The 13,581-nt window shown below is 70.0% G+C and carries 12 protein-coding genes; 1 reads left to right on the top strand and 11 read right to left on the bottom strand.

The features are described 5' to 3' along the window. Positions 1–15 precede the first annotated feature (15 nt). The gene (locus LX13_RS17290) at positions 16–1,332 is read left to right on the top strand and encodes a condensation domain-containing protein (protein WP_253662509.1); all 1,317 of its coding nucleotides are present in this window, start codon (positions 16–18) and stop codon (positions 1,330–1,332) included. A 4-nt stretch (positions 1,333–1,336) separates the two neighbouring features. On the opposite strand, the gene LX13_RS17285 is transcribed toward LX13_RS17290, so the two are convergent. From LX13_RS17285 to LX13_RS17235, 11 genes are all read right to left on the bottom strand, one after another. Further along, positions 1,337–2,620, bottom strand: coding sequence for a competence/damage-inducible protein A (locus LX13_RS17285; RefSeq protein WP_253662508.1), 1,284 nt, complete (start codon positions 2,618–2,620; stop codon positions 1,337–1,339). Between the two features lie 146 nt (positions 2,621–2,766). Next, the gene (locus LX13_RS17280) at positions 2,767–3,546 is read right to left on the bottom strand and encodes a heme ABC transporter ATP-binding protein (RefSeq protein WP_253662507.1); all 780 of its coding nucleotides are present in this window, start codon (positions 3,544–3,546) and stop codon (positions 2,767–2,769) included. After that, entirely contained in the window at positions 3,543–4,592 is a 1,050-nt protein-coding gene (locus tag LX13_RS17275) for a FecCD family ABC transporter permease (protein WP_253662506.1), read from the bottom strand. The genes LX13_RS17280 and LX13_RS17275 overlap by 4 nt, the downstream gene beginning before the upstream one ends. Then, positions 4,589–5,593 carry a heme/hemin ABC transporter substrate-binding protein gene (locus LX13_RS17270; protein ID WP_372499953.1) on the bottom strand — a complete coding sequence of 335 codons (1,005 nt, stop codon included), beginning with the start codon at positions 5,591–5,593 and terminating at the stop codon, positions 4,589–4,591. Before LX13_RS17270 ends, LX13_RS17275 begins: the two co-directional genes overlap by 4 nt. Positions 5,594–5,643: 50 nt before the next feature. Continuing rightward, a complete protein-coding gene (locus LX13_RS17265; RefSeq protein ID WP_253662505.1) occupies positions 5,644–6,153 on the bottom strand; it encodes an MTB12 C-terminal domain-containing protein in 510 nt (169 codons plus the stop codon). Between the two features lie 79 nt (positions 6,154–6,232). After that, entirely contained in the window at positions 6,233–7,729 is a 1,497-nt protein-coding gene (locus tag LX13_RS17260) for a sugar transferase (protein ID WP_253662504.1), read from the bottom strand. 117 nt (positions 7,730–7,846) lie between these two features. Beyond that, positions 7,847–8,593 (bottom strand): GAF domain-containing protein, encoded by a 747-nt coding sequence (locus LX13_RS17255; RefSeq protein ID WP_253662503.1) that lies wholly within the window; start codon positions 8,591–8,593, stop codon positions 7,847–7,849. Positions 8,594–8,639: 46 nt separating this feature from the next. Then, the gene (locus LX13_RS17250) at positions 8,640–9,785 is read right to left on the bottom strand and encodes a lipase family protein (RefSeq protein WP_253662502.1); all 1,146 of its coding nucleotides are present in this window, start codon (positions 9,783–9,785) and stop codon (positions 8,640–8,642) included. A 50-nt stretch (positions 9,786–9,835) separates the two neighbouring features. After that, positions 9,836–11,113 carry a hypothetical protein gene (locus LX13_RS17245; RefSeq protein WP_253662501.1) on the bottom strand — a complete coding sequence of 426 codons (1,278 nt, stop codon included), beginning with the start codon at positions 11,111–11,113 and terminating at the stop codon, positions 9,836–9,838. After that, positions 11,100–12,206 (bottom strand): glycosyltransferase, encoded by a 1,107-nt coding sequence (locus LX13_RS17240; protein WP_253662500.1) that lies wholly within the window; start codon positions 12,204–12,206, stop codon positions 11,100–11,102. The genes LX13_RS17245 and LX13_RS17240 overlap by 14 nt, the downstream gene beginning before the upstream one ends. Beyond that, positions 12,196–13,467 carry a YveK family protein gene (locus LX13_RS17235; protein WP_253662499.1) on the bottom strand — a complete coding sequence of 424 codons (1,272 nt, stop codon included), beginning with the start codon at positions 13,465–13,467 and terminating at the stop codon, positions 12,196–12,198. Before LX13_RS17235 ends, LX13_RS17240 begins: the two co-directional genes overlap by 11 nt. Positions 13,468–13,581: the final 114 nt, after the last annotated feature.

Raw genomic sequence — 13,581 nt, 5'->3', positions numbered from 1 at the left:
GGTGGGGGAGACGGTATGCGGGAGACGTTCGGCCTGACGGCGTCGCAGCGGAACATGTTCGACGCCGAACATCTGCAGGACGACTACTCGGTGGTGGTCGCGCACTATCTCGACATCACCGACGTCGACCGCCGGTTCGACCGCGAACTGTTCCGGGCCGGCGTCATCGCGGGGGCGCGCGTGCTGGAGACCGCGTACTCGCGCTTCGAGCTCGTCGACGGGCATCCCGTGCAGTACATCGACCCGAGCGTGCCGTTCGACGTCCACACCGTCGATGTCCGACATGAGTCGGATCCGGTTGCTGCCGCTCATGATTGGATGCGGGCCGATCACGAGGCGTTGATGGACGTCACGACCGATCAGATGGCGGTGTCGGCGTTCCTGCGCGTCGCCGACGACCGCACGTTCTGGTACCTGCGGGGCCACCACATCGCCTTCGACGGGTTCGCCGCGTTGACGTGCCTGCACGAGGCGGTCGACCGGTACAACGCGTCGACGAGGGGTGAGACCTACGAGGTGGCGCCGCGTGCGACGGTCGCCGAGGTGGTGGCCGACGACGAGAAATATCGCGACAGCAGCCGTCGGGTGGCCGACGCCGAGTACTGGACCGAGCGGGTCTCGGGGTTGCCCGAGCGCGTCAGCCTGGCGCAGACCCCGTCGTCGGGCCGACTAGCGCCGCACCACGAGGTGCGCAGCATGGTCATGCCCGCCGACGACCAACGCCTGCTCGACGAGCGGGCGACCGAGTTCGGGGCGTCCAGCGCGGCGGTGCTCGGTGCAGCGTTCGCCGCGTACCTGGCGGTGACCGCAGGCCGTGACGACATAGTCCTGAGCCTGCCGGTGACCGGTCGGGCCACGGCGAAGATCAAGCGGGCGGGTGGGATGGTCGCGAACATGCTGCCGGTCCGGCTGAACGGTGTCCTCACGCACACCGGCCGCGATCTTGTCGCGGCGGTGACCCTCGAGCTCACCGGATGTCTTCGCAGACAGCGGTATCGCTTCGACGACATCGCCGAGCGGGCCGGCCTCGCCGACACCGCCACGTCGTTCGGTCCGATCGTGAACCTGGTGTTCTTCGACAAGCCGTTGGCGCTCGACGGTGCGACGGTCGGCTACCACATCCTGTCGTCGGGCATCCTCGACGATCTGCGCATCAACCTCTATCAGGCCGGCGCCGGACTGCCGATCGTCGTTGACCTGCACGGTAATTCGACGATGTACACCGGTGCGGAGATCGAGGGGCACCTCGCCGCGTTCGGAGGACTGCTGCACGAGTTCCTGCACCGGCCCGAGTCGTCGGTACGAGAATTGTCGGCGAGCGTCGGAGCCTGACCGGTCAGTCGGTGCGCTCGCGCAGCGCCCGTCGGAGCAGGTGCATGGCGACGGTGGTCGAGCGTTCGCGTACGTCGGAGCGGTCGCCGGGCAGACGGAGAGTCGTTGCGCGCGCGGACCCGTCGGCGAGGGCGATTCCGAAACAGACGGTGCCGACCGGCTTGTCGGCCGTCCCGCCACCGGGGCCGGCGATGCCGCTGGTCGAGATGGCGATGTCGGTGCCGAGCCGGGCGAGGGCCCCGCGGGCCATGGCCTCGGCGACCGGCTCGGACACGGCGCCGTGTGTGTCGATCAGCGCCGGATCCACGTCGAGCAGTCCGATCTTGGCCTCGTTCTCGTAGGCCACCACGCCGCCTGCGACGTAGGCCGACGACCCGGCGAGGTCGGTGAGGCGCGCGGCGATCATTCCGGCGGTGCAGGATTCGGCCGTCGCGATGCGGCGCCCGGCGAGAAGTGCGGCCACCTGCTCGTCGACGGTGGCCCCGTCGGTGGAGAAGATCTGGGAGCCGTGGCGCTCGTCGAGCAGCGCGAGGATTGCGTCGTAGGTGGAGGCGCCGTCGGGTTCGAAGCGGGTGACCATCTCGACCTCGCCCTTGCGCAGGCACGTGGTGATCTCGAGGGCGTCGAACCCGGCGATCGTGTCCTCGCCGATGCGCAGCGAGTCGGCCAGTTCGGACTCGGGGAGCCCGAACATGCGGATCGTCTCCTGGCGGTACTCCGTCCGTCCGGCGATGGCCTTCTGGACACCGGCCGTCTCGACCGCGGCGGGCCACATGGCCTGCAGTTCACGCGGCGGGCCGGGGAGCACGAGGACGGTCGGGGTCCCCGACTCAGCGGTCACCACCACGCCCGGCGCGGTGCCGGTGGGGGTGATCCAGGTGGCGCCGACCGGCACCATCGCCTGCTTGCGGGTGGCGATGCGCACCGACTCGAGGTCGGGATCGCTGCCGCGCTTGCGGGCCCACCGCGCGACGATGTCGGTGATGGTGGACTCGAGGTCGGTGTCGAGTTCCAGCTCGCGTCCGCAGAACGCCGCCACGGTCGCGACGGTCATGTCGTCGGCGGTCGGCCCCAGGCCGCCGCTGGTGACGATGAGGTCGACGCCGTTGGACGCGAGGAACCGCAGCTGGGCGTCGATGTCGGCCTCGCGGTCGGCGCAGATGGTGATGTGCGCGAGCTCCACACCCAGTTCGAGCAGTCGGTCGGCCAGCCACGGACCGTTCTGGTCGGCCACCCGTCCGGTCAGTACTTCGGTTCCGGTGACCACGATTCCTGCGCGCACACTCACGTGTCGAGCCTACGCACCCGGGATGAAAAGCCGCCGACGGTGCGTCTGCACCGTGGGGGGCGGTTGATGATGATCCGCTCCGGTTGTGTTGAAACGCTCCGGTTGCAAGTGGAGCGTCTCGACAGAAGTGGAGCGTTTGCGCGGTATCAGCGCTTGGTGCGCCTGGGCATGATCACCTGTTGGCCGTCGACTGTCGTCGCGATCATCGGGAGACCGTAGGTGTCGCTGAGGATCTCGTCGGTCAGGGTGTCGGCGGGCGGACCGACGGCCGCGATGGTCCCGTCGTGCAGCACCGCGACGGTGTCGCTGTAGGCCGCGGCCATCGTGAGGTCGTGGACCACCGCGATCACCGCGGCCCCCTCGGCGACCCGCTGCGACACCAGCGACATCACCGTCTCACCGAAGTGCGGGTCCATCGCCGCGGTCGGTTCGTCGAGCAGCAGCACCGGGGTCCGCTGCGCGAGGACCCGGGCCAACGCGACACGGGCGCGTTCTCCGCCGGACAGCGTCGCGAAGGGCCGGTCGGCGAACTCGGCGACGTCGCACCGCGCCATCGCCTCGACGACCGCGTCCTCGTCGTCGGCGTTCGCCGGCGTCCGGTTCCACGGATAGCGGGCCATCTGGACCACCTCGCGGCAGCTGAACGACCCGCTGACCACGTGCTCCTGGGGGAGGACCGCGCGCCGACGAGCCTGCTCGACCGTGGACAGATCGTCGATCGGATCGCGTTGCAGGACAATCGAGCCCGAGTCGACGGCGATCGACCCGGCCAGCGCGGACAGCAGCGTCGACTTGCCCGCCCCGTTGGGGCCCACCAGGCACAGCAGCTCCCCGGCGTGCACCGAGACGCTGATGTCGCGCACGACGACACCGCCGCCGCGGCTGATGGTGACGCCGTCGGCAGCGATACGCACCTCGCCCGTCACGTCCAACCACCCTGACGGGCGCGGGTCCGGCGGAGCAGGATCAGGAACACCGGACCGCCGACCAGGCTCGTGAGCATGCCGATCGGCAGGTCGGCGTAGTCGACGATCGTGCGCGCCGCGAGGTCGGCGAGGACGAGACCGATGGCTCCGGCGAGCACACTCGCCGGGATGAGCACCCGGTGCGCAGGCCCGACGATCAGCCGCATGAGGTGGGGGACGACCAGTCCGACGAACAGGATGATCCCGCAGAACGCGACGGCCGCGGCGGTGAGGATCGCGACGATGACCACCGCGACCCGACGCAGCGCCTCGACGTCGACACCGAGGTGGCGGGCGGAGTACTCGCCGAGTGAGAGCAGGTCCATGCGACGGGCGATCACCATCGACGCGACGATGCCGACCGCGACGAAGCCCACGACGAGGAACACCTGATCCCAGCTCGCCCGGTTCAGGCTGCCCAGCTGCCAGAAGACGATCTGATCGCGCGCGGTGGGGCTCGCGCGGAAGGTGAAGAAGGCGATGAGTCCGCCCGCGAACGCATTGATCGCGATGCCGGTCAGCACCAGGGTGATCACCTCCGTGCGGCCGGCCGATCGCGACAGCAGGTAGACGATCGCGGTGGTGACCAGACCGCCGGCGAAGGCGCCACCGGCCACCGCGTACCCGGCGACACCGAGCCCGCCGAGAAGGATCACCCCGGAGGCGCCCGCGGCGGCACCGGAGGAGACGCCGATGATCCCGGGTTCGGCGAGCGGGTTGGCGAACACCCCCTGCAGCACCGCACCCGCACACCCGAGGGCGGCACCCACCAGGAGCGCGAGCACGACGCGCGGCATCCGCACGTTCCACAGCGTGTCCTCGCCGACCTGATCGGGCAAGGGCCCCACCGGGATGTGCAGGTGATGCATGAGCGACCCGAACACCTCGACCGCGGGGACATGGTTCTGTCCGATGCCCGCGGCGAGCACGACGACGACCGCCAGCACCACGAGACCGACCGGCACGACGACCGCGGCACCGACGCGTCGGAGTCGGGGTCCTGTCACGGTGAGCCGTACAACGCCCGTGCGAGCGCCACCGCGACATCACCGGTGCGCGCACCGAACGAGAGCAGCTCCCCGTCGTCCATGTCGATGACCCGGCGATCGCGACCGGCGGGCGTCTCGGTGACGCCGGGGACCTTCAGCAGTCCGTCGATGCCGCCGACGGAGGCCAGTCCGTCGGTCATCATCAGCAGCACATCGGGTTTCGCCTTGATCAACCCCTCCGACGTCAACGACGTGAACGCGTCGGTGAGGCCCGAGGCGGTGCCCGCGTCCTGTCCGCCGATGAGGTCGATCATCGAGTCCGCGCCCGATCCCGGACCGCCCAGGATCAACAGTCCGGTGCCCCGCGCGTAGACGAACGCGATGCGCGGTCGGTCGACGTTCTTCGGCACGAGGCTGCGGGCCTGCGCGATCTGGGCATCGGTGCGTGTGACGAGGGCGTCGCCCGCGGCCGGCACACCCAGGGCCGCCGCGGTGGACCGCAGCAACGAGTCGGTGCCGTCGACGGTGCGGTTCTCGTCACCCACGACCACCGGGATGCCCGCGGCGGACAGTTGTGTCTGCAGGGTCGTCGCGTTCGGCAGGGAGTCGTCGGTGAGCACGACCGTCGGGCGCAGCGCGATGATCGACTCGACGTTGGCGTCGGTTCCGCCCCGGGTGACGATCGGGATCGGTTCCGCGGCCGGGAACTTCGTCGCGATGTCGCGTCCGACGAGGTTGCGGCCGAGCCCGAGTGCGAACACCGCGGTGCCGTAACTGCCGTACCGGTCGAGGGCCACGATTCGGCTGACGTCGGTGACCGTGACCGATCGCCCGTCGTGCGTCCGGACCGTCGCCGGGAGCACGGGTGCGGGTGTGCCGGTGACCGGCACCGGGTCGGCCGACGCCGTGCGGGCGGTGCGTGGGCCGTCGGCCACCGACGCCGTGGTGGTCGTCCCCACGTCGATCGGGGCGGTCGAGCACGCGCCGGCGACGAGCGCGGTCGCGAGCACCGCGCACAGCACCGCCGCGCGTTGGGTCCCGGACCGCGGTCGCGTCCGGAACCGGTGGGTCAGCGTGGCCCGCTCGCCATGCCCAGCAGGGACGTCACCGCGTCCGAGGACAGCTTCCACGAACCGTCGACCTTGGAGAAGCCGTACGAGACGGTCACCGGCGCCGGGGTGTGCGGGCTCACGACGGCGATCGCCGCCTTTGCCTTGTCGGTGCCGTCGGCCGCCACCGAGCTCACCGTGAAGATGTCGGGGGTGTAGCCGCCTGCGCTCGCGCCCTTGGCGAAGCCGTTGAGCTTCTGTCCGATGGCCGGGTCGGTGGAGTCGACCAGGGCGGCCGCGGCCTCCGGGGTGGTGGCGGGATCGATGACCGTGCGCACGATCTGCTGTGCCTGCGCGGTGTCCAGATCCGACGGCGCGGACTGCTCGGTGGACTGCCCGGCCGAACCGGACGCCGCGACCGCGGTGGTCGACGCCGAACTGCTCGACGAGTCGTCGCTTCCGCACGCCGCGACACCCGCGACGGCGGCGAGCGCGATCGCGACTCCGGCGATGGCTGAACGAACCTGCATGGTCACTCCTCACGTTTTCAAGTAAGGCAATACTAACTGCCCCGTGGGAGCGCCCCGATCCGGACGGTCGCCGACTCCGTCACTCGGCGCGGTGCAGGACCGTCAGCGCGGTGAGCGCCAGGATCTTGATGTCGAGCAGCAACGACCAGTTCTCGATGTAGTAGTTGTCCCACTCGGCCCGGTCGGCGATCGAGGTCTGCCCGCGGAGACCGTGGACCTGGGCCCATCCGGTGACGCCGGCCTTGACGCGGTGCCGCTCCCCGTACCGCCGGATCTGCATGTCGAACAGCGCGACGAACTCCGGTCGTTCGGGCCGGGGCCCGACGAGGCTCATGTCGCCACGCAGGACGTTGAGCAGCTGCGGGAGTTCGTCGAGCGAGGTCGCGCGCATGAGCTTCCCGATGCGGGTACGCCGGTCGACCCCCTCGACGCCGCCGGGTGCGGCGCCCTCCTTCAGCTCGAACTGTGCGTCGGACGCCTTCGGGGGCCGCATCGACCGGAACTTCAGGCAGTCGAACACCTGACCGTCGCGGCCGACGCGCTGCTGCTTGAAGAAGATGGGTCCCGGCGAGCTGAGCTTCACCAGCAGCGCGAGGGTGAGGAAGATCGGTGAGATCACCAGCAGCCCGAGTCCGGTGAGGCCGCGGTCCATCCCGTGCTTCACGGTGAACTGCCAACCCCGCGGATTGACCTGCGGCAGAACCAGCAGCGGGACGCCGCCGAGGTGTTCGATACGCGCCCGCGCACCGACGGCGTCGAACACGCGCGGCACGACCCACACCCGCATCCCGAGGTCGTGCGCCACCCGGACGGTCGCGGTGAGGGAATCCTCGGACATCTCGCTGAACGAGACGATGAGTTCCTCCGCGCCGGCCGCCGTCGCGATCTCGGCGAGGTCCTCCGGCCTGCCCAGGTACGGCACGTCGTCGAAACCCGCATCGTCGGCGCCGACGATCTCGAACCGCGGCGGTGCCACGTCGATGATCCCGACCGGCCGCAGACCGTACTCGGGGAGTTCGGCCATCCGGGACATCAGTTGGTGGGCGATGCGCCCGTTGCCGATGATCAGCGTGGCCGCCGCCGACTTGTAGCGTTTGCGCAGGTACCTCTGCACCATGGCGCGTCCGAGTCGGGCCGCCGGCATCAACACCGCTGCGCACAACCAGATCCGGACCAGTGCCGCGCCAGGACGGGGTTGATCGCCGAACAGCAGCATCGCCAGCAACGTCAGCAGCGCGGCGAGCGCGACCGTGGTCTGGAGGGGGCCGAGCTCGTCGAGGAAGTTCCGCCGGAGACTGCGGCGGTACATCGACCTCGACGCGAGGATCACGATGACCAGCGGTACGAACAGCCACGGCAACCACGTCGCCACGTCCTCGACACCGGCGAGATGCGCCCAGATCACCGCGACCGCGACCGCCACGACCGCGGCGACGGCGTCGAGGGCCACGGTGACGACGGTGTGCAACGGATCGGTGCGCAGGCGTTCGTACAGCCGACGCCGCGGCGAGGGTGTCGGCGCCGCCACCAGTGGTGTTCGACGTCCTTGGCGCGTCTCCACATCCCGGACCGCCATGGGTCAGATCACCAACCTGGACATGAATTCAACATATCGCACTTCAAATGTAGAGATTCACAATTTCGGACAGATGTATCGATGTGGATCTCGACCACCCGGCCGGTCGCGCCGACGTCATCCGCGCGGGGCGCCACCCTGGTCGGGGGGACCGAACATCTTGTCCCCGACCATGACCGCGAGATCCTGCAGGACCTGCACGTGACCGGTGCTCCACTGGCGGGGCGCGGTGTCCCACACGCAGAGCGTCCCGACGGCGTGGCCGCCGTGGTCGACGAGCGGGATGCCCGCGTAGGAGACCAGTGCGCCGGCGACCACTGACGGGTGCGTCCGCAGTTCGGGATCGGTCCGGGCGTCCTCGACGATGAGCGGTCTGCCCCTGGACACCGTGTACTGGCACACCGATTGCTCCAGGGGCACCTCGCGCGCGGCCGCGAGGTCGTCGTCGAGACCGATGGCGTTGCAGATGAACTGCCTGCGGTTGTCGACGAGCGAGACCGCGGCCGTCGGCACCGCGAGGGCCTCGGCGACCAGCTTCACGATCTGGTCGTAGGCCTTGTCCGGCTCGGCGTCGAGCAATCCGGTGTCCAGCAGGGCGCGCAGCCTCGCGGAGTCGTTGAGAACCGGGTCGTCGGTCGCCGAGCCCTCCGGGATGGCCGCACCGCTCGGCCGGGACAGACCGGCGCGGTCGATGTGCTCGAGCAACGACGCGAGTTCGGGGTCGTCGGTGCGGGTTGCGTCGGCGACGAGCGCGTCGGCGACCGCCCGCGCGACGTAGGTGTCCACATCCACTCCGGATGCAACGGCCGCTCGGTCGACGAACCCGTGCAGAGCCTCGTCGAAGCCGGGAACAGGTGATGTCATGCGGTAAACGGTATCCCGGCGATCCGCGGCACGGAACGAGTTCACGTCACGGACACGAATCCGGTGCGGCGCGGCCGGCCAACCGATCGAGGATCCACTCGGCGGGGACCGCACCGAGATCGAGGGTGCCGTGTCCTTGTCCCGGTGCCGGCACCACCTGCACCACGTCGCCGAGGGCGCACGCGCGTCGCAGCGCGGCGACGGTCCAGGCGGGCAGGACGACGTCGTCGGCGGTGCCGTAGGCGACGAACATGGGTGCGGGTGCACGTTCACCGGGCAGGGCCGCATCGCGGAGCCAGCCCCGGAGGCGTTGCGCGGCAGCGTCGTCGACCGGTTCGACGTCCGACCGTGGTGACCGGCTCGCGATGGTCTGCTTGAGTACCGTCTGATCCCCGGCGCACGTGAGGAAGACGCTCAACGCGCTGCGCATCGAGCCCCGCAGGTAGTCGTCGAGTCGGAGCTCTGGATGGGTCACCTGCAGTCCGGTCAGGACCAGCGGCAGTTCGATCTTCTGGTTGGTGGTCAGTGTCCCGGATTCCATCGCGTCGACCAGTGGGCTGAGGTCGGTGGGCGGGACGATGCTGAGCGATCCCAGCAGGCGCAGTCCGCTGCCGTAGTCGGCGGAGAGCTCGTTCGCCGCCCACGCCGCCTGCCCACCCTGGGACACCCCGTAGGTCACCCACCGCGTCGAGCTACGCGGCTCGACGTTCCGCGCCGCGCGCACCACGTCGATCACGTTGTGTGCAGCCGCCTTCGGTTCCAGATAGGGATGTGCACCCGGTGCGCCCAGCCCCTCGTAGTCGGTGAAGGCGACCACGAAACCGTTGGTGAGGAAGGTCGCCACCGTGCCCGCGCTGCCCAGCAGTCCGGGGAAGTCCGACGGCCCGCAGTCCCCGGTGACGCCGGTGGTGGGGTGGGCGATCGACGCCAGTGGCCAGCCGCCCACGGGCGGGGTGCCGCGGGGTACGAAGACGACCCCGGAGACCTCTGTCGCGGCGTCGCTCGTACCGGCCGTCGAGCGGTAGCGGATCGCCGTGATCCCGTCGGTCAGCGCGGCGAGTGTCGGGTAACGGTCGGAGGCGTTCTCGGACTGCAGAACTGTTCCGGGGGCGGCGTCGCCGAGCGCGCTGTCGGTGTCGGGGGTGGAGGTGTCGCGCGTGCAGCCCGACAGCAGGAGAACGGTCGTGAGCACACAGGCGACGGCGGCGGGCCACCTGAGTCGACCGCGTCGGGACGAGATGGTCACAGGACGTCTCGAGATGCCTTCAGCAGCGACATCGGATCGGAACACATGCGGTGCAGTGCGGCCGTGACCACTTCCGGCGCGATGAAGTCCGAACAGAACGATGCGGTGAACGCGCGAACACCACGCAATTCGGTGACGAGCATCGTGATCGCGTCGGGGCCGTCGGGTTCGACATAGGACACGATGCTCGGCGGCCGACGGCCCGCGTTCCAGGTGACGTGGTCGAACATGGTCAGTCGCCCGAGATCGCTGACCGACAATCGTGCGCGGTCGGGGACCTCGACCACGTGGGTGTCGGGCTGCTCCGCGCCGGGGCGGAGTCGGGACCGGACCTCGGCGAGTCCGAGGATCGCCACCGGCCAGCCCGATCCGGTCACCGCGCGTACGCGGCGGGTCACCTCGGCCGGTGGTGCGTCGGAGGGGATGTGGATCGGGATCCCGACCGCGAAGTTCCCGTGTGCGGTGTGGTGACGTTCGTCGAGGTACCGGCGGCAGTCGATGAGGATCATCACCCGGTCGTCGATGCACACGCCGACGCTGCGAAGGGCGGCCCGCCACAGGGTCACCGTCACCGACGCGGCGGTCGGTCGCTCGGAGTTGTTCTCGGCCACCCACTGTCGCAGTTCGGCGGCGGTGTCGGCGTCCATGTGGGCCACGACCGAGCGTTTGGCCGCCGTCCAGTTCTCGATCGTGCGGGTGCGATCGGTCGGTGCGTCCGTGGCCGCGTTCTGTGATCGGAGCCGGACCACGTCGGCGAGTCGTGCCGGGTGGGTGGCGAATTGACGTCGCAGTGCCGTCCACACCGCACTCGACGGCAGGCCGACGCCGAGGGCGCGATCGGCCGTCGGGTCGTCCGGGCCGGACAGTGCGGAGAGCAGTGCCAACCCGAATCGCCCGTCGCCGATGCCGTGGGAGTAGTCGACGACGAGATGGTCACCGCACAGGGCGATCTCGAGAGGTCTGTCGCTCTCCCGTGCGCGAACCGTCGTCAACAACTCCCCGAGGTCGTCCGTGTCACCTCCGGGCCGGTCGACGATCGGCGGCTCGATGTCGGAGCGGTACGGCCACCGCCGGTCGTGGTGGTCGGGGACCAGGGCGATGCGGGGTTCGGTCACCGCTCGCGCCCGCGCCAGGCCGCGTGCGATGCGGTCGGTGTCGAGATCGGCGACGGGCCCGATGGCCGCGACAATGCGGGAGGACGCCAGGGCGCGATCGAGTTCGGTCGAGGAGTACGAGGTCACGGCGGACCGACGGCGACCGTCAGGCGACGGCATCGACGACCTCGCGCATGCGCGCCCGGAAGTTCGCGCGGGAGAAACTCTCCGCCCATTCGCGGATCGCGGTGCGGTCGTAGGACCGTGTGTCGAAACCACGCATCGCGGAGGCGAAACGGTCGACGACCTCGTCGTCGGTCCCGGGTTCGATGAGCATGCCACTGAGCCCGGGGCGCACGCTGTCGCGGGCACCGCCCTCGCCGAGCGCGATGACCGGGGTGCCGGTCGCCATGGACTCCACCGGGACGATGCCGAAATCCTCCACCCCGGGCATCACCAGTGCGCGGGTGCGACGGTGCAGATCGAGGAGCTCCCGGTGGGGGATCCGCCCGAGGAAAGTCGTGTTCGGTCCGGCCAGTTCCTGGCATTCGCGCATCGCACGTCCGTCGCCGGCGACGATCAGCCGCACGTCGGCCGCGGCGGCGGCCCGGATGGCGATGTCGGGTCGCTTGTAGGGCACGAGGCGACCGGCGAGGAGGAAGAAGTCCTCCCGCTCGACGGACGGGTCGGGCCGGAACCCCTCGGTGTCGACGGGCGGGTGGACGACGAGCGACTCACGTCCCCACCACTGCGAGATACGTTCGGCGACCGCCGACGAGTTGGCCACCACGGTGTGCAGTTTCGGCGCCGCCGAGACCTCGCAGCGCTTCGCCACGACCGACAGCGCGCTGAGGATCGCGGCACCCGCGGGACCACCGCCCTCACCGGCCCGCAGGCTCGGATCCCAGGCCCATCGGGCGGGGCTGTGCACGTACGCGATCACCGGCGCCTCGGTCGCGACCACCGACTGTGTGGCGAACGCGTGGTGGCTGGCGATGACGGCATCGACATCGCCGAGGTGCATCCCCCGGAACGCCAGCGGCATGAGGGGCAGGAGCGGTGCGTACGAGCGTTCCCCGAGAGCGTGATAGCCGCGGTCGAGCCACGTCGTCTGCGGGGGACGCGGCAGCCCCGCCGGGATGCCCTGCGCCCGGGCTATCGGGGCGTGGACGGTGCTCGAGGGCCACTCCAGCGCGAGTTGTTCGATGACGTGTTCGGAACCGGCTATCTCGGTCAGCCGCTCGTGCACGATCGCGATCCGTTCAGCGGGCATGGGTCTCCTGCACGGTGCGGTCGACCTTCTCGCTCCGTTCGTCGCCGCCGGGTTCGTCCGGCGGCGCGTCGGAGTGTGTCGCCGCCGCCTCCGCCTCCTCCGCCGCTGCCGCTGTCTTCGTCGTCGGTCGCTGCACCAACAGGTGTCGCGGGACCCCGAGGTCCTGCAACTGCCGCAGGCCCTGCTCGGCGATCGCGCGGTCCGAGCTCTTCGTCGACACCACCACGACCGCCAGCACCAGATCGGAGAGGTCGGCGTCGGCCCACCACTCGCTCTCGAGCGGCGCCCGGATGATCTGCGGGCCCGCCTCGGTGACCGGAGCGGGGAACGATGTCCCCGACCCGAGGAGGACCAACGCCGCGCGCGTACGGCGATGTCGTTGCGCCAGGGCGCTGATCAGCAGGGGCGGAACCGTGTGGACGCCGTCGTCGAGGGTGAGGCGCGCACCGTGCTTGTGGGCGACCCGCCGGGCCCACATCCGGTTGGGCTTGCGGCCGACCCGGCTGCGCAGCAGTACGAACAACTCGGCGGCCAGGATGAACGCGACGAGACCGGCGACGAGGGACTCCGGCAACGGCTTCGGGGCGATGGGAGACGAACTCGGCTCGGGGCTCGAGAGCACGCCGAGGGTGTTCGCGTTGCCGCTCTGCAAGGTGCTCAGCTGGGTCTGCAGTTCGGAGATCCGGGCGTCGGACTGTGCTCGGGCGCTGCTTCGCGCGGCCAACGTCGCGTTACGGGTCTGCTCGGCGGCGATGGTGGCCTGCAGTTCGTCGACCTGTCTGCCCACGTCACGCGCCCGGTTCGAGAACGCGGCCTGGGCGACGGTCGTCACGGTGGCGCGGGCGATCTGCTGCGCCAACTCCGGCGACGACGCCGAGACGGTGAACGCCAGCAACGCCGGTGACGTGCCGGGGCTCAGGGTCAGGTGGGAGCGCAGGGTCGCGGCGTCCCAGCCGGTGTCGACCTGGGTGAGGACCTGTTTGAGGACGTTGTCGTCCTCGGCCAGGCTCATGAACGGAGCCCGCAGCTGCTCGACGAACGCGTCGCCGGCGACGACCTCTCCCGACGGGGTGACCTGCGTGATGACGGTCGCGCTGTACTCCTTGTCGACGAGCGCGCTCCGCAGGCCGAATACGGCGGCCGCGACCAGCATCCCGACGACGAGCGCCGGCAGCAGCACCCGCCCGAGGTCGCGGATGTGTCCTGCGAGATCGATCGGGGGTGGGACGTCCCGATGACCTGGATCGTCGACGAAGACCAACTCGTACTCCTTCGAGGGTGCGTGTGGTGCGTTCCCGTGAAAAGTTCAATGTCGCAAACCCGAGATTCACCCATGTTATCCAGGCCGATTGATCGTTCGTGGCAAACCGCGCAA

The sequence above is a fragment of the Williamsia maris genome (assembly GCF_024171815.1).
Lineage (GTDB): Bacteria > Actinomycetota > Actinomycetes > Mycobacteriales > Mycobacteriaceae > Williamsia_A > Williamsia_A maris.
The sequence above is the reverse complement of the archived record's forward strand: the minus strand, read 5'-3'. Positions and strand labels throughout refer to the sequence as shown.

Coding starts and splice junctions, on each gene's coding strand:
- LX13_RS17290 (WP_253662509.1), top strand. CDS start 16: ATGCGGGAGACGTTCGGCCTGACGGCGTCGCAGCGGAACATGTTCGAC.
- LX13_RS17265 (WP_253662505.1), bottom strand. CDS start 6,153: ATGCAGGTTCGTTCAGCCATCGCCGGAGTCGCGATCGCGCTCGCCGCC.
- LX13_RS17260 (WP_253662504.1), bottom strand. CDS start 7,729: ATGGCGGTCCGGGATGTGGAGACGCGCCAAGGACGTCGAACACCACTG.
- LX13_RS17255 (WP_253662503.1), bottom strand. CDS start 8,593: ATGACATCACCTGTTCCCGGCTTCGACGAGGCTCTGCACGGGTTCGTC.
- LX13_RS17245 (WP_253662501.1), bottom strand. CDS start 11,113: ATGCCGTCGCCTGACGGTCGCCGTCGGTCCGCCGTGACCTCGTACTCC.
- LX13_RS17240 (WP_253662500.1), bottom strand. CDS start 12,206: ATGCCCGCTGAACGGATCGCGATCGTGCACGAGCGGCTGACCGAGATA.